The organism is Amycolatopsis japonica (genome assembly GCF_000732925.1).
Classification (GTDB): domain Bacteria; phylum Actinomycetota; class Actinomycetes; order Mycobacteriales; family Pseudonocardiaceae; genus Amycolatopsis; species Amycolatopsis japonica.
On record NZ_CP008953.1, the window covers coordinates 4,912,032 to 4,935,383 of the forward strand.

Sequence of the window (23,352 nt, forward strand, 5' to 3'; positions counted from 1 at the left end):
TCGGCTGACGCAGCCGGCTTCTCTCATCGGGCGTCGAGCAGTCGCTCCGAGGCTTTTCGGGCGCACGACAACAACGGCGTGGACTTCATCTTGCTCCCCAGTGACCATGCAGGTGAAGAATTACGCAAGGTTAAGACGATCCGCCGCGACGAGGAATACGATTTCCGCCGATTTGGGCCGAATGGCGCACTGATCTTGGACCACAAGACGCAGCTAGCCGCGTCTTCCAGCTCAATCGGCGACCTTGACGATCTTCACGACTCATCCTTCGGCCACCATCGACACTCGGTCGACTACGTTCGGTAATGTGTCGGATATTAACCGACACCGTGCCACGGAATGCATTCACCAAAACAAAGTGGACAATTTTCCACAATCGATTCAGAAATGCCATTTCATGATCGCGCGAGACAGACTTACACCTGCCGCGACGTTGCACCCACCCGAGAGCGCTCGCCCGCCCTTCCCCGCGAAGCCAGGTCGATGTGTCCGTTTTGCGCATTTTGCGCAAGCAAGGCAGACATGGCGTGTTGCGAAAGCCACTTTCGCAACGTTGAAGGTTGCGAAAGATGCTCCTATTGATGTCAAGGGGTGTTGGTGAGGTTTGCTAGGTCTGTGGTGAGGGCTTTGTGGATTTCGCGGGCGACGTAGCGTTTGAGGCAGCGGATGATGTGGCGTTTGGGAATGCCTTCGGCGGTGCGGCGTTCGAGGTAGGCGCGGGTGCGGGGGCAGTGGCGTAGGCGGACGATGACGATGCGGTAGAGGGCGGCGTTGGCGTGGCGGTCGCCGCCGCGGTTGAGGCGGTGGCGGTCGGTGCGGCCGCTGCTGGCGTTGATGGGGGCGGTGCCGCAGAGGTGCGCGAACCGGGCTTCGGTGTCGATCCGGTCGGGGTTGTCCCCGGCGGTGGCCAGGAGTTGGGAGGCGGTGCCGGGGCCGACGCCGAACAGGGTGGTGGTGGCGGGCAGGACTTGCTGGGTCAGTGCTGTCAGGTCGGCTTTGGCGTCGGTGATCTCGGTGGTGAGGTGCTGGATGCGGCGTGCGAGACGGCGCAGCGCGGTCTTGGTGCCGGTGGCGGGGCTGGTGAGGTCGGAGCAGGGCCGTAGCCGGGCGCAGGCGGTGATCAGGGCCTTTCCGGTGAGCCGGGTCAAAGATTCGCGCAGCGCGGCAGGGGCGGTGACGATCAGGGCGTCGAGCTGGTTGAGGGCCGCGGTGCGGGACTTGACCGCACTGTTGAGCACCGCGCGCAGGGCGGTGATCGCCGCGGCGGGCCCGGTCCCGGCCTTGGGGGTCGCGTCGGCGCGGCCTGACACCACGGCGTGGGCGGCGTTGATCGCGTCCTGGGTGTCGGTCTTTCCTTTGCGGCGGCGGGTATGCCGGTCCGGTTGGTTGACCTCCACCACCCGGACACCCTCGGCGGCCAGGTGGCGGGCCAGCCCGGCGCCGTAGGAGCCTGTGCCCTCAACCCCGACCGCGGTCACCGTGCCGAACCCGCCCAGCCAGGCCAGCAGCGCGGTGTAGCCGGCGGTGGTAGCGGGAAACACACGCGTGTCCAGCACCCGGCCGAGCCCGTCGACCGCGGCCGCGGTGTGGGTGTCTTTATGGGTATCGACCCCGCCGGTCACCCCGGTCAGGTCGACGGCATGCTGCTGATCGGTCATCCTGGTCTCTGCCATTCCGTGTCTCGATCGGTCGACGGATGGCACGTACCGGGCCGGCGGGGATGGACAACACAGTGATGGGTGTCCTGGTGGCACAGGCTCCTATCAAGTCACATCCCCCGGCCTGGTCACGTGCATGAACAGAGCCACAGAGAGCCCACAGATCTTTCGCAAGACAACCCCAACCAGGGCGTCAGTGGCTTTCCGGGTCAAACCCTCCGCGGTCTCCATCCACACACATCATCATCACTGTGGCTTTCGCAACACCCGCGGCGGAGAGCGGCGAGAGACCACCTCACCGAACGTGTTGCGTCCCCCATCGGCCTCCTATTTGAGGGGCAAGGCAAACGTGGCGTGTTCGTGAGCGAGGCCTCCGCCGGGGTGAAAGCTCCCTTGGCCGCATCCGACGCGGCCAAAGGAGCCTTCGACCCGGGGTCGTGAGTGGCGAGACGGTTCCCTTGAGGGGTAAGGCCAACGTGTCGTGGTCGCGGACGGGTCGACGATGGGGTGAAGGGAGCCTTCACCCCGGTCACTCACCCGCCCCGGCCACCTCGCCGCCGGCGCCTGCGTCGCGAAAGCCACTTTCGCGACGCCAGATGTCTCGAAAGTGGCTTTCGCGACACGTTCGACACGCGGAAAACCCGCGAAGACCAGGCAGGAGGCCTTCGATGCCAGATTCGCTCGCCAGAGCATGTCTTCTGTGGACACTCGACCGCCTGCCGACGCGGCGACGGAACCGCCCGCGCCTCCCGCGAGTCCCAGTTGAGAACTGGACGCACAACGACTACAAGGGACTGAATGAAGACGCTACTCAAGAAGGCGACGATCACCGCCGCGGCGAGCACCCTGCTGCTCGGCCTCACCGTGGTGGGCACCGCCTCCGCTGAGGCCGCGGCCATCACCTGTGACTCGAAGTCCAGCGGTAAGGACGGGCCCTTCTACCGTGGGGAATCCGCCTCCTACGCCTACGACAACCGCTTCAGCAAGAGTCACCCCATCCCCGCGTTGGAGACCAACATCCCCCAGGGCACGGCGACCTGGTCGAACTGGGACGGGTCGAACGACCTGATCCTGGTCACCTCGTACGAGTCGGGTCACCGCAGCGCGATCATCATCGGCATCGACGCCAAGACCGGCAAGCAGGTCGGTCAGGCGCTGCTCGCGTACTCGCACGTCGGCGGGATCGCCGTGTTCGAGAAGCAGGGCTGGGCGTTCGTGTCGGGCAAGGGCGACACGATCCGCAAGTACTCGCTGGCGAAGCTCAAGAACGCGATCAAGAAGTCGCTGCCCATCGAGCAGGAGGGGAAGGCTCAGACCGTCTACGCCTCCTCGTTCCTCACCAGCCACGGCCCGACCAACACCTTGTGGGCAGGCAAATTCGAAGACGCCAAGCGCGGCCTGATGCACTCGTACACCGTCGGGGCCGACGGCAAACTGGGCTACCGGCCGGGGTCGTGGGAGGTGCCGACGAAGACGCAGGGTCTCATCGTCACCAAGGACCTGTTCATCTACAGCACTTCGCATGGCAGGAACAACCGCAGCAACATCTACGTCGTCCGGCGCGGCGCCGGCGACAAGGACCTGGACACGGCCAAGAAGCACTGCTTCCGCGCGCCGAGCATGTCCGAGGGGCTGACGGTCTACGGCAGCAACGTCTACCTGGCGTTCGAGTCCGGCGCGCACTACTACAGCAAGGCCGCGGACAAGCCGAGGAACATCATCTCGAACCTGCACAAGGCGCCACTGTCCTCTTTGGAGCAACTCGCGCCCCGATGACAGATCGCGGTGAACGGGCGAGGACGGTCTCATCACCGTCCTCGCCCGTTCGTCACGCCACGCTGCTCGCCTGCTGCTCGGCGATCCAGTCCCGGTACACCGTCACATCGGTCCAGATGCCCAGGCCGCTGGCGCATTTCGGGTCCGCGTCACCGTCGCGGCTGGTGGCACCCACCAGTTCCCACTCGCCCGGCCTGCCCTTGATCTGCGGCCCGCCCGAGTCGCCGTAGCAGCCCATCGCGTCCGGCGTGTCGGAACCGGTGCAGATCTCCTTGCCCGTGGCCAGATTGCGGCACTCCTCCGCCGGCCTGACCTTGGTGTCCAGCTCCTGGAGGATCTCCGGCGCCCCGCAGGTCTGGTCGGCGCAGTGCTCACCCCAGCCGAGGATCCGGGTCGCCGTCCCCGCGTCGCCCACCGCCTGGGCGATCTTGATCGGTTTTTCGGTCACCGGTTTGTCCAACCGCACCAACGCGATGTCCCCGCCCGGCGGGTTCTGCCCGACGAAGTCCGGGTGCACGATGATCCGGCTGACGCCGGTCTCGGTGCCTCCGCTGTTGTGCTGCCGCGCCCCGATCCTGGTCCTGATCTCCCCCGGCTGCGCCCCCTTCACGCAATGCGCAGCGGTCACCACCCAGTTCTCACTGATCAGCGAACCACCGCAGAAATGGTTGCCGCCCTGCTGCAGCGACACCATGAACGAGTAGTCCTCAGTGGCGTCGTGCCCGCCGATGACGAAGGGTGTCGGCCCGCCGGCCGCCGAAGCGACCCCCGGGATCAGCATCGCTCCCGCTGCGGCCAGTCCGACCGCCAGTACCCCTGTTTTGCGAAGCATTATCGTGATCTCCCCGTAGACGACGAATTACTGACAGTCGTCACACTATGGGGCGAAGATCATGACTGGATCGGCTCATCGGCCGGGTCGACATCGGCCGAATGGCCGACCTAGCGTGACCGCGCCACACGATGGGTGTCCCGGCCGGCGTCCGCTCCTTCGGCCATGACCGGCTTGTCACGGGCATCGGAGTCGGTACGGTGCTGGGGACGAAGGGGTTCCGCCGGCCGATGCGTTGTGAGGTGTGGGGTGTCCGTGCAGAGTGAACGGGTTCCAGAGGGTGTCGACGTCCGCTTGCCCAGTGCGGCCCGGGTCTACGACTGGCTGCTCGGCGGCAGCCACAACTTCGACGCCGACCGCGCCGTCGGGGAGAAGGTCGTGGCCGTCCTGCCGTCCGGACGCCGGGTCGCCGCGTCCAACCGGGCGTTCCTCCGCCGTGCCGTGCGATACATGGTCGGCCAGGGCATCACCCAGTTCCTCGATCTGGGCTCGGGGATCCCGACCGTCGGCAACGTGCACGAGATCGCGCAGGACATGGACCCCGGCTGCAAGGTGGTCTACGTCGACTACGACAAGGTCGCCGTCGCCCACAGCCGCCTCATCCTCGACGGGAACCCGAACGCCGCCGTCGTCGAGGCGGACCTCTGCCGACCCGAGGATGTGCTGAATTCCGCCGCGACGCAAGGGATGCTGGACTTCGACCGGCCGATCGGGCTGCTCATGGTGGCCGTCTTCCATTTCATCCCGGACAATCTGCGCCCCGCCGAGATCGTCGCCCGCTACCGCGAAACGCTGCCGAGCGGCAGCCTGGTCGCACTGTCGCATCTGACCGCCGACCACGCGCCCGAGGCGATGGCGGCGGTCACCGAGGCGATGAAGAACAGCCGAGACCCCATGTATTTCCGCCCCTACGCAGAGGTCACCGCCCTCTTCGACGGGCTGGACCTGGTCGAACCCGGTGTCGTGAGCGCGCCGCTGTGGCATGCGGAACCGGGCCTCCGCGACGTCGAGCCGGACGACGTCTACGCCGGGGTCGGACGCAAAGCCTGAGCGTCCGACCCCGCCGCTCCTCCGGGTTCAGCCGACGGCGACCTCCGCGAGTGGCACCGAGGTATCGGCGAGCCGGTCGGGGTCCACCGGCCGTCCGCCGCGGATCAAGGCCTTGATCGGGTCGCCGACGTCCCAGACGTTGACGTTCATCCCTGCCAGCACCCGGACTTCCTTGAGCCAGAAGGCGATGAACTCCCGGGCCTGGACGTCGCCGCGGAAGACGACACGGTCGTGACCGGCGTTGTGGCCGAGGTACTCCATCCCGAGGTCGTACTGGTCGGTGAAGAAATACGGGAGTTCGTCGTAGGTTTCGTCCTTGCCGAGCATCCCGGCGGCCGCGACTGCGGGCTGTTTGAGCGCGTTCGCCCAGTGCTCCACCCGGACCCGGCCGAGGAACGGGTGATCGGCGTTGGCGACGTCCCCTGCGGCGAAGATGTCCGGGTCGCTGGTGCACAGGTGCGCGTCGACGCGGACGCCGTTGTCCACCGTCAGTCCGGCGGCTTCGGCCAGCGCGGTGTTCGGGATCGCGCCGATCCCGACGAGGACGGCGTCGGCATCGACGCGGGTGCCGTCGGCGAGACTGACGTGCTTCGCGCCCGTTCCGGCCACCTTGGCCCCGAGCCGCAGGTCGACGCCATGCGCGGTGTGCAGGTCCGCGAACACCTTGGCCGCGTCGGGCCCCAGCACGGGCAGCAGTGGCAACTCGAGTGCTTCCAGCACCGTCACGTCGAGACCGGCCTGCCTGGCCGCCGCCGCGACCTCGAGACCGATCCACCCCGCGCCGACCACGGCGAGCCGGGACCCCGTCGCCAGCACCTGCCGCAGCCGCTCGGAGTCACCGAGGCGGCGCAGCGTGAGCGCGCCCTCCATACCCGGCAGGACGCGAGGTTCGGCCCCAGTCGCCAGCAGAAGCTTGGTGTAGCCGACCCGGGTGCCGCCGGCGAGCTCGACCTCGTGGGCCGCCCGGTGGATCGCGGTCACGCGGTCGCCGAGCCGCAGGTCGACCTCGTGGCCGGAGTACCAACCCTCGTCGTGCACGAAGGCGCTGTCGGCTTTTCCGGTGAGCATGTCCTTCGAGAGCGGCGGCCGCTCGTACGGACGCTGCCCCTCGTCGCCGAGCAGCACGATCCGCCCGTCGAATCCCTTGTCACGTAAGGCTTCCGCGGCCTTCGCACCGGCAAGGCCGGCACCGATGATCACAAACGTCGGCGATTCCACTTATCCACTCCTCAAGGGTTGGGAGTACCGGGGTACGGGGTCAGCTGCCGCCGACGCCCAGGGCGGCGAGCAGCACCAGGACCACGGTCGCGACCGCGACCAGTCCGTGCGCCGCGACCACGACTACGGGGAAATGCTGCTCGGGAGCCGCGGCGCCGGATCGGTGGCCGGGCAGCCAGCGAGCGAACATCGTGAAGCCCAGCAAGGCGATCGGCACGAGCAGGACGAACGCGATCCACGCCAGCACCGCCGAGCCCGCGAACAGGTACACGATCCACAGCACCAGTCCGGCCGCGGCGAGGGCGAAGTGGCCGAAGACCAGCCCCGGCGAGAACCTGCTGCGTTCCGGTTCCCGGGTGCCGCCCTTGGCGATCCAGGTGCCCAGCATGACGAAGCCACCCACTGCGGTGACCAGCCAGGCGACCAGCGCGGCGATGTCCATGTTCTGTCTCCTCGATGTGGTGGCGGGAACGGGCTTTCAGGCCGTGAAGCCCTCTGCCTGAGTGGACTCGGCGGCGACGCGGACGCCGTAGCGGTACGCCAGCTTGCCGCCGAGATACCCCGACGCGGCGAGCACGACGAACGCCGCCGCGGAAAGCACGAGCGGGCCGATGCCGACCGGCCCGGCCTCGTCCGAGGCGGCTCGGCGCCAGAAGAAGCCGACGGTGTAGGCGGCGGTGACCGCGAGATTGAGGCCCATATGCGTCAACCCCGTCCGGAACGCTCGCGTACCGGACGGGATCGCGAACAGGTCGAGGGTGCCGACCATGGCCGCGGCGAGCGCGCCGACGACGCCGAGCGCGATCAGCCAGACCGATCCGCGGGCCAGGAATCCCGGATCGTCCACGATCAGCGACGCGACGTCGAACGCCAGGCTGGAGACCCACGCGCCGATCGGGACGGTCACCAGCATCGGGTGGAGCGGATGCCCGTAGGGGCCGGCCAGCGCGGCGCTCACCGGTCTCTTCGCCTGCTCTGCGTCGTTCGTCATGATGGACTCCTTTTCGCCAACGAAGTTTGGTTTTATTCTTGTCGGCGGTCAAGTCCACAGGTAGACGACACCCGATCGGAGTTGGTCCAACGGATGACGGTGTTATCGAAGGGGTTCAGGGTCGCGCCTTCACCGCCGTGGCTACTCGACGTGGCCGGGGGCGCGTGGGTGTCACCGCGGGTGAGGGGTGTGTGGAAACAGGGACGTTCAATGTCCCTATTTCCACACACCCCTCGGTGACCGGACCAGTCACGCGGGCACCGCGCCTCCACCGCCGAAACAAGTGTCCGGTGACCTGTCGAGTTACCGTCGACCCGTTCGTCATCCTCTTCGACAGATCGACACCGGCGAGTGGAGGACATGTGCTGTACATGCTGCTGATCTACAACTGCGATCGCCCGGAGCCGCAGGACCCGCGCTTCCCCGAGGCACTGGCCCGGGTGAACGCGTTCGCCGACGAGTGCCGCCGCCGCGGCGCCTTCGTGTCCGGGCATCCGCTGCAGGGCGAGCACACCGCGACCACGGTCAGGGTCCGCGAGGGCAAGACGCTCGTCACCGACGGCCCGTTCCCCGAAACCCACGAACACCTCGGCGGCACCTACGTGCTCGACTGTCCCGGTCTCGAGGTGGCGCTGGAGCTGGCGGCGCTGTGCCCGATGGCCGAAGACGGCACGATCGAGGTGCGCCCGATCGCCGGAGTGCCTGCTCTCGACCACCGGGCGGCGACCGGCGTATGACGTCGGCGCCGGTCTTGTCGGAGACGTATCGCGAGCATCGATCCCGGATGCTCGCCGCGCTGGTCCGGGTGCTCGGCGACTTCGAACTCGCCGAGGACGCCCTGCAGGACGCGTGCGCGCTCGCCGTGGGCAAATGGGGTGATGCGGCTCCGGACGATCCGGTGGCCTGGTTGCTGACCGCGGCGCGCAACAGCGCGATCGACCGGCTGCGCCGAGCGCGCCGCGGTCAGGAAAAACTCGCCGAGTTGGGGTTTCCGCCGGAGGTGACGCGAATGGACATCGGAGAGGAAAGCCTGCTCGGCGTCGGGGACGAGCGGCTCAGTCTCATTTTCACCTGCTGCCATCCCGCGCTGGCCGAGGAAGCGCGGGTCGCGTTGACCTTGCAGGCGGTGGCCGGGATGACCGCGGGACAGATCGCGCGCACGTTCCTGGTCGGTGAGGCGACGTTGGCGCAGCGACTCGTGCGGGCGAAACGCAAGATCCGCGACGCAGGGATCAGCCTCGACGTTCCCGCCGATCACCTTCTGCCGGAACGGCTCTCCGGAGTCCTCGCGGTGGTCTACGTGATCTTCACCCAGGGCTACACCGCCGACGGCGACCAGCCGGAGTTCCGGGAGCTTCAACGGGAGGCGATCCGGCTCGCCGAACTCGTCGCCGCGCTCATGCCCGACGAGCCGGAGGCGCTCGGCCTGGCCGCGTTGCTCCTGCTGCAGGATTCCCGCGCCGCGGCGCGCTACGGGCCCGACGGGGACGTCGTCCTGCTCGCGGACCAGGACCGGTCGCGATGGGACCGGGCCGAGATCGCCGAGGCCGTCGGGCTGCTCGACCGGGCGCTGCGCCACGGAAACCCCGGTCCGTATCAGCTGCAGGCCGCCATCGCCGTGCTGCACGCCCAAGCGCCGACGGCCGACGAGACGGACTGGGCGGGGATCGCCGGTCTCTACGAACGATTGCTGGAGTTGAGCCCCTCCCCCGTCGTCGCCCTGAACCACGCGGTCGCGGTCGCCATGGCCACCACCCCGGCGGACGGCCTCGTGCTCATCGACGACATCGAGGGCCTCGACCGGTACCACCTCCTGCACGCCGCCCGCGCCGATCTCCTGCGGCGCCTCGGCAGGAGCGCCGACGCCGCGGCCGCGTACCGGCGCGCGCACGCACTCGCCGTCAAACCCGCCGACCGGCGCTATCTCACCAAGCGGCTGGCCGAACTCGGCACCGTGGAGTCCCGATGAGACTGTCCATTCTCGACCACGGCCGACGCGATGCGCGGGCCGTCCCACTGGACCGCCGGCGAACGCGAAGACCTCGCCATGTCCACCGCACGGCTGCACGAATGCCCGTTCTGCGCCGTCACCCACGCCGAGCTCACGGCCGTCCGCACGTTTCTGGAGGCCGTCAGCCGAGATCCCGACTCGATCGACGCCACCTTCGTCTGGAACATCGTCAACCGGCTCGCCAACGCCTTCGGCTTCGTCCTGCGCGACGGCCAGCTGGAGACCGGGACCAGGTCGCTGCACCGGTTCGGCTACCGGTTCCCCGGCTTCCTTCTCAGTGAAGGACGAAAAACCGACCACGGAGACGTGGCGCGGAACCTGCGTCACGCCGTGCTGGTAAGCCCCGCCGCGACGGACAAGAACATCCGAGCGGCCGCCCTGACCGGTGAAAGACTGCCCGGGCCGCGATCTGAGTCACCGGGCCGAAGGCTCCCTTCGCCGCGTCTGATGCGACGAAGGGAGCCTTCGGACCGAGTCGGGCGGGCTAGTCGGGACGGCCGACCTGCGTGTTCGACAGGTCGAGCCCGATGGCGAAGTCCGCCGTGTAGCCGGTTCCGGACTGCTGTGGACGCAGCAGCATCTGGGATCCGCCGTTGCGGTAGATCGAGTCCCGGCTGTTGGTCGTGTCGGCCGGGCCTTTCCGCCGGTACGGGTCTGTCCGCAGATAGGCCGCGCCGAACTCGGGCGTGAAGTAGAGCTGCGACGTGAACTCGTACGGGCGGCCGTTGGTTCCGATGGTGCGTATTTTGACGTGGATATGCAGTGTGCGTCCGGTGTACCAGCCGGGAAGAATGGTGGTGAACCGGGCCGTGCCCGCCTGGTCGGTGTTCTGATAACCGCGCAGGAAACGGCGGCCGCGGCTGCCCTGGGACGGAATGTCCGAATACAGCCCGAAAGCGTCGCACTGCCAGAGGTCGATCATCGCCCCCGACAGCGCGGTGCACTGCTGCTGGCGAACCTGCTGAACGGTGAAATTGATTACCAGCGGGGTACCGGGAACCAGTTGTCCGGTGGACGGTTCACTGCGGATATCGGAGCGGTTGAGCCGCTCGTCTACGAAGTACGGACCCTCCATTTGCTCTGGCTTGACCACACAATCCAGCGTGCAGACCTCGGGGGTGCCCTCGGTGGAGGTGGTGGTGCTCGCCGTGGCGGAGCCCGCGGCGGCGAGTGTCGCACCGGCGGCGCCGAGCAGAATCAACGCCTGCCGCCTGCCGAGCACCCGGCCTACTGGTTCGTCATCGTCATGCATAGGGTTCCTTTTCGCCAAATGATGGGAGCAGGGAACTGAGCGCAACAGAAGGATTTGCTCGCAGGGTGCCGCGCGGAACCGATTGTCCGTGACGGCCCGTCCACTGTCGAGAAAGTTCACTCGCGCGCATCATACTTCGAAGCGAGCACCATCATTTTATGACCCGAATTCTCGAACCCCTATTACGGCATTTCGCCGCCGCACGGTTCGCGGCCGCCGGGGCAGGCGTCCGCATCGGCTCCAAACCGTTACCTGAACTCGCGGCAGGCGGGGAAACGCCGGGAGCGGGTTCCGCGACTAGTACAGCGAGTGACCAGCACGCTACGCACCACCGAGCCGCGCCACCGCCCGACGGGGGAGACAATGCGCCGGACATTCGTCGTCACCGACGTCGTTCATCCTGCCGGGTACGAGGACCGGCTCCGGACGGTGCTCAGCGACCTCCACGACGGCGTCGGGCCGACCCTCGCCGTGGCCGTGCTCGGCCTGCGCGCGGCCCGTGATCTGCTCGTCCGCGACCGAGCCGGGGCCGAGCGTCTCCTCTCCCGGCTGGAGGAGGAGCTCTACGGCGCCATCACCGAACTGCGCCGCATCGTGACCGACGCGCGCCCGCCCGCGCTCGACGAGGCGGGCCTCGTCACGGCCGTGCGCCGATATGCCGGCATGCTCGCCGACCGGGTACCCGCCGAACACGGTCCACTCGCGGTGACCGTCGAGGTCCGCCGCGAGCTGCCGCCGCTGTCGGCCACGGTGGAGGTCGCCGCGTACCGGATCATCCGCGAGGCGCTCGTGAACATCGCCCGCCACTCCGGTGCCCGGCAGTGCACGGTGCGTCTCTGGCCGCTGGACGGCGACCTGCGCGTGGAGATCGTCGACGACGGGGTCGGGACGGGCGGGGAGACGCCGTCCGTGGTCGGCGGGACCGGGCTGCGGTCGATGCGGGAACGCGCCGTCGATCTCGGCGGTGGCTGCGTGGTCGAGCCGGTGCCCTCGGGTGGCACCCGGATCGCCGCCTGGCTGCCGCTCGCCACCCAGGAGTGAACGCGATGTTCCCGCCGCTCCGCGTCCTCGTGGTGGACGATCATCCCGCCTTCCGGACGGCCATCTGCGCGATGCTCGACGGTACCCAGGGCATCGATGTCGTCGGGCAGGCCGCCGACGGTCTCACCGCGGTCGCGGAAGCGGGCAGGCTGGAACCCGACGTCATCCTGATGGACCTGAACCTGCCGGACCTCGACGGCGTCGAGGCGACCCGCCGGATCGTGAAGGCCTGCCCGCACACCGGTGTGCTCATGCTGACGATGTTCGAGAACGAAGCCGCGGTGTTCGCCGCCATGCGCGCGGGTGCGCGCGGTTACCTGCTCAAGGGGGCGCGCAACGAGCAGGTCGTCCGCGCGGTACGGGTGATCGGCGACGGCGAGGCGATCTTCAGCCCGGCGATCGCGACCCAGGTGCTTTCCCTGCTGGGCACGGAATCCCCGCGTGACGAGTCCTTCCCGAAGCTGACCGCGCGCGAGCGGGAGATCATGCGGCTCATCGCGCAGGGCATGGGCAACGCCTCCATCGCCGACCAGCTGGTGCTCAGCCCGAAAACCGTGCGGAACCACGTGTCCCACATCTTCCGCAAGCTCCAGGTCACCGACCGGGCCCAGGCGATCGCCAAGATCAGGAAGGCGGGCGTCGCTCGATCGGAGTAGCAAAGCGGGACATATCGGGACTCCGGATCCCTGTTCGCGACACCCCGTCCGCACGATCCTTGGGAATGACGAAACGCCGTTCGCGGGAGGGGTTCATCGATGCTCGTCGACCAGATCCCGGTGCTGCTCCATGCCACCGACACCATCACGCACGCGGGTGTCACCGCCGCGCTGCGCGCACGCCCTGAGATCCGCTTCGCCGACGACACCGACGAGCCGGCCGTCGTACTGGTCATCGTCGAGCGGCTGAACGAGGAGGCACGGCAGTTGCTCCGCAGCCTCCACTGCGCCGGTTGCGCCGGGGTCGTCCTGGTCGCCGGGGAGGTGGACGACTCGGAGCTGCTGGACGTCGTGGGCAACGGTGTCTCCGCGATCATCCGGCGGGCCGACGCAACCCCCGACACCCTGGTGCGGCTGGTCAAGGCCGCGGCCGCCGGGGAAGGCGCGCTGCCGCCCGATCTGCTCGGCCGCCTGCTGTCCAGGGTGTCCCGGTTGCAGCGGGACGTGCTGCAACCGAACGGCTGGGATCTGGCCGGGATGTCCCAACGCGAGACCAAGGTGCTGCGGATGGTCGCCGACGGCTTCGAGACGAAGGAGATCGCCGACCAGCTGAGCTATTCCGAGCGGACGGTGAAATCGATCCTGCACGACATCACCAACCGTTTCCAGCTCCGCAACCGCGCGCACGCCGTCGCGTTCGCCTTGCGCGAGGGATTGATCTGATCGGCGTCTATTCGATGCGGCCCGAGAAGGAGACCGACGGGGTGCACCGGCTGCCGCCTCCCGGCGTCTGGCAGCTGACCGCGAGCACGATCTTCTCCCCGGGGGCGAACCGCCATGCCTGCAACCAGTGGTGGTCGAGGTCGCGGAAGTTCGCGAGGCCGACTTCGAGAAGAACGGTCTTGGTGCCGCCGGAATCCCGCAACAGCCGCAGGGTTCCGTTGTCGCCGCGCGGGTTCTGCAGGATGAGGTCGGTGACGACCAGTGTCTTCGCGGCATCCGGAACGGCGTAGGGGAATTCGGCGAAGCGGTTGACGTTCGAGTCGACCGCCGCGTCCGCCGCCACGCGGAAGTCGGTCGGTGTCCCGTTCGCGTTGCCCGCCGGGTTCGGGACACCGTTCGACGCCCTGGGGCCGGGCGGCGCGCCGTCCGGAGGCGGGGTCAGCCCGACGGCCTTCATCGCGTCTTCGGAGTTCTGTTTGGCCTGAACGGCGTCCTTCTTCGCCTCCCCCGCGGCGCCACCGGCGTCCTGCGCGGCCTTGATCACCTCCTGGTTCTGCTCCTGCGCGGCCTCGCGGGCGGCCGATTTCACCGCAGGCCTCAGCACGGTGAACCACAGCGTCACCAGGGCCAGCAGCAACACCAGCAGTGCGGCGAGCGCCGGCAGCAACCACTTCGGCAGCAACTGCCGCTGCACCATGGTGCCTTCGGTTTTGAGCGGTTCGGCGTTGTCCGCGACGACGAACACCTGGAAGCGGTGCCGGACGGGTTGCCCGCGCAGGAACCGTTTCCGCGGCCGGGCCCGCAGGCGGACGAACGCGGCCGTGCCCGGCGCGAGGTCGGCGCGGTTCCGTTCGAGCTGGAAGTCGAGCTCGTCCTCGGGGTCGAGCGCGCTCAGTTCGACGGCGACGGGATGGTTGCCGCGGTTGTCGACGGCGACTTCGAAATCGGCCTTGGAACCGGCCTCCACTTTCGCCGGAACGACTTCGGCGGTCACCTCGGTGAACGCGCCGAGCTGGATGCTGCCTTCCTCGACCACCGACCCCGCCGGGTCCTCGCTCGAGAAAACCCTGACACCGAACGGGATCTGGCCCGCCCGGACGTCGGACGACCGCGGCGGCGAGAACCGCACGACGACCGTCCCCGCCTCCCCGGGCATCAGGTTCACCGTCGCCGGTTCCGCGGTGGCCCAGGCACCCGGATCGCCGACCACCTCGATCGCGAACTGATCGACGACCCGGCCGGCATTGCGAATGGTCACCGAGCAGCTGATCTCCTGGCCCGGTTCCGCGACCAGACCCGCCTCGGACAGCGTCGCCGTTGCTCCCATACCCGGAAGTCTGCGCGTCCGGCGCGACGACCGGCAGCAGCGGACGGGTGTGCGGCCGTGCGCCGGTCGTTGCCCATAGGGGCAGTGGCCGGTGTGCTCGGAAGCTGTCTGAGCAATTTCACACTGTCACGAGTGGGCTGAAGGCTCCCTTCACCGCATCCGATGCGGCGAAAGGAGCCTTCGCCCCGGCCGGATACTGGCCGTGAGTGGCGTTTCGGGCTAGAGCCAACCGCGTGCTCTGTGCCTACCTACGTCCGACCTGCGTGGGCGCGACGACCGAGTGGGGAAGATCCCGGACGTTGGACGGCCGGAATCTTCCCCACTCGCCCAAGACGACAGACGGCATCAGCTTCACTGCCCCGCCTGCCTCACCAACGGGGACTGGGCGCACAGGGCGCAGCGTGCGCAAAGGCGTGACTCGCGTGATCAGGGACGTGACTCGCGTGATTGGAGGCCGCACTCGCGAGTTCCGCCTTCGATCTCGCGAGTTCCGCCTTCGATCACGTGAGTTCCGGCGTCGATCACGCGAGTGCGGCCGATCGGTCCAGGTGGTCGTGAGTGGCGTTTCGGGTTAGAAGCCGAAACGCCACTCACGACGCGGCCCCTCAGCCTCGGGTGATGAAGGGGGGTTGCAGGGTGCGGAGCACGACCAGGATCGGATTCGATGCCGCCGTCCCGAATTTCGGGCCGCCGACCGAGGTCACGTTCACCGTGCGCGGGCCGATCAGGTCGTGGTGGAAGATCAGGAAGTACGCCTCGAATCTTCCATCGGCGCCGACGGTGACCTGTCCCGGCGCGGAGATGCCCGCCGACCAGGCCAGCCGGACCACCGCGCCCGGCGGGAAGTCCGTTCCCCGCACCCGCGGGACGAAGCCGAGCGTGCCGATCTTCGGATCCAGCTCGACCACCGGCTGCCGGACCACCACACGCGCGGTCGCCGTGTTGTCCCCGGCGTTGTTGTCCGGTCCGGTCGTGCTCACCGTGCCGGACACCTGGCCCTCGAACGCGGCCTTCGCGGCCAACGAGATCCGGAGCGTCACCGTCTGCCCCGGCCCGAGCGTCCCGAGCGCGCAACTTCCACCGCCGGGCACACAGCCGAGTGCGGCCGAAGTCGCGGGAAGTTGTGGTGGCAGCTGGGTCACGAGCCGGACGGCCGGCATCGGGGCCTGGGAACCGTTGTGCACCAAGTAGGTCAGCACCACGTCGTCACCGCCGGCGAACAACGGGACCGCCGAGACCGACATCCCGACCGACAAGGATCCGGGGGTCACCGGTGGCGCCGGCTTTTCGCCGACCGTCACGACCGCTGTGGCGGAGTTGTTCCGTGCGTCGGCGTCGGGGCCGGCCGTGGTGACCGTTCCGGTCGCCGCCTGCGCTCCGGCGACCAGACCGGTCGCGCCGAACCGCACCCGTACCTCCTGGCCCGGCACCAGCGTGCCGAACGCGCACACCAGTTCCGGCGTGCAGGTGCCCTTGGTGGGGAGGGCCGCCGCCGGTCGCAGTCCGGCCGTCAGCCGGACGAACAGCCCCACGACAGGCGACGCGGTGGCGCCGCGGTTGGTCACGACGAACTCGAACGTGGTGAGCCCCTCGAACGGGATCGCGGCGGGTACGGCGCTCGTGCTCACCACGAGGTCGGGAATCCGTTGGAACGTGGGCTGCGAGGCACCACCGGGGCCGTCGATCAGGGTCCGGCCGTCACCACCGGCGAACGGAACGACCGCGATCCGTGGCGGGGACTCGCCCGGCGAGTTCGTGTACGCGACGAGACCGCCGTCCGGGGACCAGGCCGGATCGTCGACGTATCCCATGCGCTGCACCAGGATCCGGGCCGCGCCCCCGTCGGCGGGAGCCACGCAGACCAGCGCGTTGCCGCTCTGGAACGCGACGGTGGCCCCGTCCGGCGAGAGGTCCGCCGCGCTTTCCGCGCCGGCCCCGCAACCCGGCCCGAACAGCGACGAAAGGTCACGCTGGTCTCCCGGCACGACGACGTCGGGCGAAGGCTGGGTCAGGGTGACCTGCCACAGCTGCTTCCGTCGCTCCTCTCCCGGCGAGGCGACGGCCATGACCGCGGTCTCGACGGCGGTGCCGTTCTTCCCGCGCGCCGTGCACGTCACCGTGGTGGCGCCGACCGGGAACAGGCTGCCGGACAACGGAGTGCAGCTCGGCTCGAGCGGGCTCCCGTCCACGTCCACCGCGGTCGCGGGATACTCGATCACCATGGGGCCGGTTCCGGTCACCGTCCGGTCGTGCAGCGTGATCAGGGGCAGAGCCGGATCCTTGACGCGCACGGTGACGTTTTCGGTGTATCCCGGCCGCACGGTCGGCTCCCCGTTCAACCGGAATTCCACGCGGCAGCGCAGGAAAGAACCCACCTCGGCCGTCTGGGACACCGTCGCCGTTTCGGTGAACCGCGCGTTCGTGCCGCCCGGAACACTCTGCGGCCCCGCGGGATCGAACGTCATCGTGAGGCCGGGATCGCAGAAGCTCACCGGCTGGACGCTGACCGGGAGATCACCGATACCCGCGATGATCGCCTCCGAGATCCGGCCGGCGTCGGTGTCGGGCGTGAGGACACCGTTGGTGGCGCTGGTGATCGCGGTCGCCTGTCCCCGCGCGTCGAGGCCGCGGTCGGGATCCGTGCTCGACCCGCCGGTGACCGCGGGAACGGCCACCACGCTGATCTTCGCCGCGTTCAGTGCGGCGATCACCTCCGTCCGGGTGTTCGGCGGGGTCTCGTGGCTCGCCGCGTCACCGACCAGGACGACGACCCGGCTGCTGCCCGGACGGAAGGTGATGGCTCCGGTCGCGACCTTCTGCAAGGCCAGCAGCCAATCCTCGGCGGTGTCTCCACCACCGTCCGCCTTGATCCGGGCGAACGCGTCGGACAGCAGCTTCCGTTCGGCCTCGGTACCCGCCGGGGTCAGCGGCTGCTGAACGTAGAACGGCCGCGGGGCCGGATCTTTCGCGTCGCCGAAGGCCACGACGGCGAAGTTCGCTTCCTTCTCCCGTTCCCGCACGCTGTCGATGACCGTGCCGAGGTTCGTCTTGACCCCTTCGATCACCCCGCCCATGGAGCCGGTCTGGTCCATCAGCAGGACGACGTCCGGCAGGGACCGGATCCGGTCGGTCTGCACCGTCTTGGCGATCCGCGCCGACCCGCCGCGGCCGACCGGCACGTCCACCGTCGCGGGGTCCACTCTGGACGGTCCCGGCGGCCCGATCCGGGTGGCGGCCCGGGTGAGCGTGATCTTGGCCCCGTCCGCCGACCAGACCGCCTGCGAGTCGTCGCCACGCAGATGCGCCGGGATCGGGATGTCGCCGAGAACACGGCCGTCCGCGACGCGCACGATCCGCACGAAGCTGTCGGAACCCTCGCCTGCCGACACGGTCCGGGTGAACGCGATCTTCGTCGCGTCCGGCGACCATGCCGGATGACGCTCCCGTTTGCCGCGCTCGGCCGCGGTCAGCGGTCGCGGCGCGCCGCCGTCGGCGTTCGCCACGACGATCTGACTGTTCCGGCTCTCGCCGGTGCCGAATTCCGTGTAGGCCAGCGAAGTCCCGTCCGGGGAGAAGGCGGGATCGGCTTCGTCCGCGTCCGGCCGGTTCGTGAGGTCGCGGCGGTCGCCGCCGCGCGCGTCCGCGCTCCAGATGTCGGTGGTGGCCCCGCCGCGGAGCTGGGTGAACACCGGCTGCCCGTCGGCGCGGAAGGTCGGTTCGGTCTCGCCGACGCCGGACAACGCGGAGATCACCGAGACCTGACCACCCGCGACCTGTTTGACGTCGCCCAGCGGATCCGGTTGCCGGGTGGTGAAGGCCAGCCGCACGCCGTCCGGTGACCACGCGGGCTCGGACGAGTCACCGGGCTCCGGGACCGCGCGGGTGACGGCGCCGCCGGTGTCGGCCATGACCACGACATCCCCGGCCGGGTCGAATCTGGTGGTGGTGAACGCGATCCGGGAACCGGTGGGCGCCCAGGCGGGCTGGGTGTCCGCGGCGGGGTCGTTGGTCAGGCGCGTCGGCGCGCCGCCGCCCGACGGCACGGTGTAGAGGTCACCGGCCGGATCCTCGCCGGTACCGCTGAACACGAGACGGCCGCCGTCGGGCGACCAGCTCGGCGAATCGTCCGCGGCCGGCCCGGAGGTCACCTGGCGCAGCCCGCGGCCGTCGACGCCGATCACGAAGATGTCCTTGCTGCCCGTGCGTTCCGAGACGAACGCGACCGACGAACCGTCGGGCGACAACGCCGGATGCGTGTCGACGGTCGCGTCGTCGGTCAGGCGCACCGGGACCTTGGTGCCGTCGCGCAGGTACCAGATCTCGCCGTCGCGCTCGGCGCCGTCACGGACGGCCCGTTTGCTCACCCACACCAGGCCGCCTTTGCCCGCGGACGCGTCGGAATCGACGCCCCCGGCGCCCGGGGGCAGTGCCGCGCCGGAGGCCTGGAACAGGGCCGTGGTCGCGGCGCTGACGTAGCCGACGCGGTAGGGCGCGGCGGGAGGCGCGGGCTCCTGCGCCGCGGTCGGCGCGAGCACCCCGGTGATCGCCGCTCCGCCCAGCACCGCGACGAACGCGATCGCCGCCACCGCTCGGTTCGGGCGCATGGTCATCCAGTCCTTCCTCAGCCGGCCTCGAACAGCTCGATCTCGGAGATCGCGACGTCCATGCCGTCCAGCGAGCGATGCAGCCCGACCACGTGCAGCTCGACGCTCGTGGCGCCCGCGCTGTTCTCGATCGGGATCTCCTGGGCGTCCGGCGTGTCGGCCAGCACCATGTCGTAGGTCTTGCCGGTGGAGAACACGAGATGCAGGGTCTTCGGCCGGTGCGCGGCCTGGAAGTTCGCGCCGTTGCCGGAATGCACGATCGCCTTCCGCAGATCCACCGGACGGTCGAAGGTGAACACCAGCACGGGTTCGCCCTGGGCGGTCGCCGCCCAGAAGGTGTTCTTGGCGTTGTCGCTGACCAGGTTCCCCGGATGGCCCGGCGACTGCGCGTTCGCGGTCACCTTGCTCGGACGCACCGGGTTCAGCTTCGTCTCGAAGATCCCCGTCACCTGACTCCACAGGCCGACCGCGGCGGTGTTGATCGCACCCCGGAACGGTTGGTACAGCGCGTAGATCAGCGCCGAGAGCACCAGCATCACCGCGATCACCCGGCGGACGGCCTTGCCGACGCTGCGTCGCGCGGCACCGGCCCGGCCGACGCGGCGGCGGACGCCGTCCTTGCCCGGCCGCTCCCCCGCCTTGTGCTCCCGGGGTCCGCGGCGGAACAGCCGACGCCACCACGATGTCTTCACGACTTCCGACTCGGCCAGGGACGCGCCGCAGCGACCGCAGAAGTTACGGGTGGGCACGTTGCCCTTGCCGCATCTGCCGCAGATCAGGTCACCCGGGCGGAGGACCTGCTCCTCGACCGTCCGCTGCTGCGGCTGCCGGACCGGCGCGAGCGGTTCGGCCGGCTGCACGACCTGGGCCTGGGCGATCGGTTGACGCACCGCGACGGGTTCCTCGTCGTCCCATTTCAGGTACCGCCCGCATTCGCCGCAGAACTCGACGTCGGCGGGGCCCTGATGCCCGCATTCCCGGTAGATGACCATCCGCTACCCCTCCACCACTTCCACCGTGACCCGCACGTGGGCGGGCACCGCGTCCACGACCGTCGCCGTCAGCCGTCGTTCGTCGATCCGGCTCCGATCGGGCACCCGCACGCGCACGTGGACCCACGGCGGCCCCGGATCCGGGAGCGGCGCTCCGGGCTCCGGCGACGCCACGACCCCGCCGCTGTCGGTCACCTCGACCGCGCCACCGGTCAGCAGCCGTACGTGTTCGGCGAGCCCGCGCTGGGTACCGCGCCACCGATGCAGTTCGACCGACCGGGTCACGAGTTCGCGCAGCCGGACCGGGCTCCAGCCTTCGTCGACGCGCAACGCCACCCAATGCGCCAGCCAGCCGACGAAGTCCTCCGGCGCCAGGTTCGGGTCGAGGTAACCGGAAAAGTTGTCCAACGTGGCGAAGACCGGTGCGAGCACCTCGTCGAGCGCGCCGGTGAAGCCCTGGACGAACCGGTCCTCGGCGTAGACCGAGGGCAGTTGCTCGCCGATCGGATGCGGGCTCGGCAGCCCGGGTACGGCCGCTCTCATCGGTCACTCTCCCGGACCCGGACCTGATGCCCGAACGAGAACGCGAGCGCGTGGGGCGGCAGATCGAGCCGGTCGACCTGCTCGCCGCGTTCCCGCGTGACCGGATTGGCCGCGAACAGGCGTACGTCCTCCACCATCTCGACACCGGGAAGCCGTTGCAGCACCGCGAAAACCTCGCCCGACTGCACCGGACGCCCGAACGGCCAGCCGTCGCCGTCCGGCCCGCCGGTCAGCGGGTTGAAGTAGTCGTAGAGCGCCTGCGTCGCCCGCGGGCCGAGGGAGCCGGGGCTGGTCCGGCGGCGCGACCGCAGCCGGGCGACGACCGTGACCCCGTGGTAGAACGGCGCTTCCACGGACACGAGGGCGCCGACACAGCGACGTTCGTCCAGATACCGCTCGATCCGGGTCCGCATCCCGGGGTCGAGCATCAGCGTCGCGAATCTCAGCTCGCCGGTGTCCGGAACGGCGGGCACGACGAGGACGCGGATCGCGCCGGTCTCGCGGCCGTCGGGGCCGTGCGCGGGTACACAGCGCACCCTCGCCGCCTCGGGCGCCGCTTCGCGCGCGAGCTGTTCGTAATCCTCGGCGGTGACGGCGCGGTCGCGGGTGCGCAGCAGCAACGGACCGCGGACCGCCGCGTCCCGTACCGATTCGCCGTCCACCCCGCCGGTCGCCGGACGCCGGTTCACCACGGTGCTGACGAACGGGATCGGGTCCCGCTGCACCTCGAGCACTTCACGGGCGACGTTCCCGCGCCGCCCGCCGCCGGCCCGGTAGGCGGGCACCCGGATCGCGGCGGCCTTGGCCGGAACGGCGCCGTAGTACCGGACGCCGCCCTCGGGCTGGCGCACGGCGGGGCCGAACGCGATCTCACCGGCGACCCGGTCGAGCTGGACATGCCGGTCTTCCGGGCCCGATTCGGCGAACGAGGACACCTCGGTCCACTCCTGCCAGCCGTCGGGACCGGACACCTCCACGATCAGCTCGTCCCCGCCCGCCACCACCGGACGCCTGCCGAGCGGGAACCGCTGTCCGGGCAGGCCGTCCGAGGTGCCGACGATCTCGCCGTGCACGACCTCGGCGTGTACCGCGCCGACCGTGCCGCCGATGGTCGACGCCTCGACCGAGCGCAGCCGCGGTGATCGCTGGAAGAACGGCTGGTTCTGCTTCGGTTCCGTCAAGCGGCAACGGATCCAGCCCGCGTGCCGCCCGGCGAGCACCGACGCCGTATGCCCCGGCGGCACGTGCAGCACGACGTCCCCTGGCCGGTTGAACGCGCCGGTGCTGTCCCGGTCGATCTCGCCGGCGGCCCAGCCGTGCCCGTCCCAGGCCTCCCACACCCACGGCGGGTCGTGCGGATCGACGCCCTGCCCTTCGACCTCGCAGTCCATCCGCAGCAGTACCGCGCAGCCGGGCACGGCGTCCGACAGTCCGAAGTAGACGATGTCGCCGGGCGCGGGGTTTTCGGCGAAACACGCGGGCTCGCCGCCGACCAGCAGCTCGTCGGTGCGGTCGACCGGCGGCACACCGGGGTCGGCGTCGCCGGTGGCCAGGCCCGCGAGCGAACACGGCACGATCGTCAGCGTGCGCTCCACGGTGAACACGACGGGGTCCTCGACCTCGTCGCGCACACTCGCGACCTGCTTCCCCGCGGAGACGACCACCGGGACGTCCCGCGCCGCCGAGAGCCAGAACGTCACGTCGGTCCGCGCGGCGGTCGGCGCGAACAACCGCACGCCGATGAGGTCGAGGAACCGCAGGTAGTGCAGGTCCGGCACGCGGTTGAGCCGGTAGAGCACCTGGTCGACCATCTGCGCGAACGTCTCGATCAACGTCACGCCGGGGTCGGAGACGTTGTGGTCCGTCCATTCCGGACAGTTGCGCTGGACGAGGTACTTGGCTTCGTCGACCAGGTCCTGGAACCGGCGGTCGTCGAGGTTGGGCATGGGCAGCGACATCACGCACCGTCCTGAATGGACTCGTGGGGCGGGATGACGTAGAACGGGAAGACCAGGTTGCGCGGGTCGTTGGTCCCGCGCAGCTGATACTTGATGTCGATCAGCAGTGTGCCGCGCTCGGCCTCGGAGAACCCGACCACCACGTCGGTGAGCGTGATCCGCGGCTCCCACCGCTCCAGCGCGGTGCGCACCTCGTAGGCGATCTGCCCCGCGGTGGCCGAGTCGGCGGGCGCGAACACGAGATCGTGCACGGCGCAGCCGAACTCCGGGCGCATCGGCCGCTCACCGGGAGCGGTGGCCAGGATCAGCCGGATACTCTCGACCACCTCGCGCTCGCCGCCGACCAAGGCGATCGAGCCCGTCGCGTCGGTGCGCACCGGGAACGCCAGCCCCCTGCCCAGGAAATCCATGTCAGCCTCCGATCAGGACGGTCGGGCAGCCCAGGACGATCGGCGCGCCGCAGGCGGCCAGGTCGCCCATCCGCGCCGCGGGCAGGCCGCCGATCAGCACCGTCGGGCAGCCCGGCGGCGCGATCGGCGTCGGCGGGTGCACCGCGGGCGGCGGGAACGAGCAGGTGTGCAGCGTGCCGACGGTGGCGGCGGGCATCCCGCCGATGAGCACGGTCGGCACACCGGGTCCGGCGATGACGCCCGGATGCCCGGTCGGGTCGCCGACCCTCGCGGCTGGTGGCATGCCCGCTCCCCTCAGTTGATCTGTCGG

20 protein-coding genes are annotated in these 23,352 nt (G+C 69.5%); 7 read left to right on the forward strand and 13 right to left on the reverse strand.

What is annotated here, in order from left to right:
* Positions 1-584 precede the first annotated feature (584 nt).
* Positions 585-1,673: an IS110 family RNA-guided transposase gene (locus AJAP_RS22605; protein ID WP_228694559.1), complete on the reverse strand. Its 1,089-nt coding sequence runs from the start codon at positions 1,671-1,673 to the stop codon at positions 585-587.
* A gap of 783 nt (positions 1,674-2,456) precedes the next feature.
* Here AJAP_RS22605 and AJAP_RS22610 point away from each other — a divergent pair.
* Positions 2,457-3,434 (forward strand): hypothetical protein, encoded by a 978-nt coding sequence (locus AJAP_RS22610; RefSeq protein WP_038515037.1) that lies wholly within the window; start codon positions 2,457-2,459, stop codon positions 3,432-3,434.
* A gap of 52 nt (positions 3,435-3,486) precedes the next feature.
* On the opposite strand, the gene AJAP_RS22615 is transcribed toward AJAP_RS22610, so the two are convergent.
* On the reverse strand, positions 3,487-4,266 hold the full coding sequence (locus AJAP_RS22615) for a S1 family peptidase (RefSeq protein WP_084098299.1): 780 nt from the start codon (positions 4,264-4,266) through the stop codon (positions 3,487-3,489).
* Positions 4,267-4,515: 249 nt separating this feature from the next.
* Between AJAP_RS22615 and AJAP_RS22620 the strand changes: the two genes are divergently transcribed.
* Positions 4,516-5,316, forward strand: coding sequence for an SAM-dependent methyltransferase (locus AJAP_RS22620; RefSeq protein WP_038515039.1), 801 nt, complete (start codon positions 4,516-4,518; stop codon positions 5,314-5,316).
* 27 nt (positions 5,317-5,343) lie between these two features.
* Here AJAP_RS22620 and AJAP_RS22625 read toward each other — a convergent pair whose 3' ends face one another.
* Genes AJAP_RS22625 through AJAP_RS22635 form a run of 3 tightly spaced genes read right to left on the reverse strand, consistent with a single transcriptional unit; the run spans position 5,344 to position 7,525 of the window.
* Entirely contained in the window at positions 5,344-6,534 is a 1,191-nt protein-coding gene (locus AJAP_RS22625) for an NAD(P)/FAD-dependent oxidoreductase (RefSeq protein ID WP_038515041.1), read from the reverse strand.
* A 40-nt stretch (positions 6,535-6,574) separates the two neighbouring features.
* The gene (locus tag AJAP_RS22630) at positions 6,575-6,976 is read right to left on the reverse strand and encodes a hypothetical protein (RefSeq protein WP_038515043.1); all 402 of its coding nucleotides are present in this window, start codon (positions 6,974-6,976) and stop codon (positions 6,575-6,577) included.
* A gap of 36 nt (positions 6,977-7,012) precedes the next feature.
* Positions 7,013-7,525, reverse strand: coding sequence for a DUF2231 domain-containing protein (locus tag AJAP_RS22635; protein WP_038515044.1), 513 nt, complete (start codon positions 7,523-7,525; stop codon positions 7,013-7,015).
* 290 nt (positions 7,526-7,815) lie between these two features.
* Between AJAP_RS22635 and AJAP_RS22640 the strand changes: the two genes are divergently transcribed.
* Positions 7,816-8,262 (forward strand): YciI family protein, encoded by a 447-nt coding sequence (locus tag AJAP_RS22640; protein ID WP_228694560.1) that lies wholly within the window; start codon positions 7,816-7,818, stop codon positions 8,260-8,262.
* Positions 8,259-9,494 carry an RNA polymerase sigma factor gene (locus AJAP_RS22645; RefSeq protein WP_038515047.1) on the forward strand — a complete coding sequence of 412 codons (1,236 nt, stop codon included), beginning with the start codon at positions 8,259-8,261 and terminating at the stop codon, positions 9,492-9,494. Before AJAP_RS22640 ends, AJAP_RS22645 begins: the two co-directional genes overlap by 4 nt.
* Before the next feature lie 526 nt (positions 9,495-10,020).
* Here AJAP_RS22645 and AJAP_RS22650 read toward each other — a convergent pair.
* Entirely contained in the window at positions 10,021-10,788 is a 768-nt protein-coding gene (locus tag AJAP_RS22650; protein ID WP_038515049.1) for a dioxygenase family protein, read from the reverse strand.
* Positions 10,789-11,151: 363 nt separating this feature from the next.
* On the opposite strand from AJAP_RS22650, the gene AJAP_RS22655 reads away from it, so the two are divergent.
* The 3 genes from AJAP_RS22655 to AJAP_RS22665 all read left to right on the forward strand — a co-directional run bounded on the left by AJAP_RS22655 (position 11,152) and on the right by AJAP_RS22665 (position 13,208).
* Positions 11,152-11,829, forward strand: coding sequence for a sensor histidine kinase (locus AJAP_RS22655; protein ID WP_038515051.1), 678 nt, complete (start codon positions 11,152-11,154; stop codon positions 11,827-11,829).
* Between the two features lie 5 nt (positions 11,830-11,834).
* Positions 11,835-12,485: a response regulator gene (locus tag AJAP_RS22660; protein ID WP_038523672.1), complete on the forward strand. Its 651-nt coding sequence runs from the start codon at positions 11,835-11,837 to the stop codon at positions 12,483-12,485.
* 99 nt (positions 12,486-12,584) lie between these two features.
* Positions 12,585-13,208: a response regulator transcription factor gene (locus tag AJAP_RS22665; RefSeq protein ID WP_038515053.1), complete on the forward strand. Its 624-nt coding sequence runs from the start codon at positions 12,585-12,587 to the stop codon at positions 13,206-13,208.
* Between the two features lie 7 nt (positions 13,209-13,215).
* Here AJAP_RS22665 and AJAP_RS22670 read toward each other — a convergent pair whose 3' ends face one another.
* The 7 genes from AJAP_RS22670 to AJAP_RS22700 form a co-directional block, all read right to left on the reverse strand.
* Positions 13,216-14,535: a COG1470 family protein gene (locus tag AJAP_RS22670; protein ID WP_038515054.1), complete on the reverse strand. Its 1,320-nt coding sequence runs from the start codon at positions 14,533-14,535 to the stop codon at positions 13,216-13,218.
* A 605-nt stretch (positions 14,536-15,140) separates the two neighbouring features.
* Entirely contained in the window at positions 15,141-19,145 is a 4,005-nt protein-coding gene (locus AJAP_RS22675) for a DPP IV N-terminal domain-containing protein (protein WP_148311558.1), read from the reverse strand.
* A gap of 11 nt (positions 19,146-19,156) precedes the next feature.
* On the reverse strand, positions 19,157-20,131 hold the full coding sequence (locus tag AJAP_RS22680; protein WP_038515056.1) for a zinc ribbon domain-containing protein: 975 nt from the start codon (positions 20,129-20,131) through the stop codon (positions 19,157-19,159).
* A gap of 3 nt (positions 20,132-20,134) precedes the next feature.
* On the reverse strand, positions 20,135-20,674 hold the full coding sequence (locus AJAP_RS22685) for a phage tail protein (protein ID WP_038515057.1): 540 nt from the start codon (positions 20,672-20,674) through the stop codon (positions 20,135-20,137).
* The gene (locus tag AJAP_RS22690; RefSeq protein ID WP_038515059.1) at positions 20,671-22,632 is read right to left on the reverse strand and encodes a putative baseplate assembly protein; all 1,962 of its coding nucleotides are present in this window, start codon (positions 22,630-22,632) and stop codon (positions 20,671-20,673) included. Before AJAP_RS22690 ends, AJAP_RS22685 begins: the two co-directional genes overlap by 4 nt.
* The gene (locus tag AJAP_RS22695) at positions 22,632-23,042 is read right to left on the reverse strand and encodes a GPW/gp25 family protein (RefSeq protein WP_037344464.1); all 411 of its coding nucleotides are present in this window, start codon (positions 23,040-23,042) and stop codon (positions 22,632-22,634) included. Before AJAP_RS22695 ends, AJAP_RS22690 begins: the two co-directional genes overlap by 1 nt.
* 1 nt (position 23,043) lies before the next feature.
* The gene (locus AJAP_RS22700; RefSeq protein ID WP_037344462.1) at positions 23,044-23,325 is read right to left on the reverse strand and encodes a PAAR domain-containing protein; all 282 of its coding nucleotides are present in this window, start codon (positions 23,323-23,325) and stop codon (positions 23,044-23,046) included.
* Positions 23,326-23,352 lie beyond the last annotated feature (27 nt).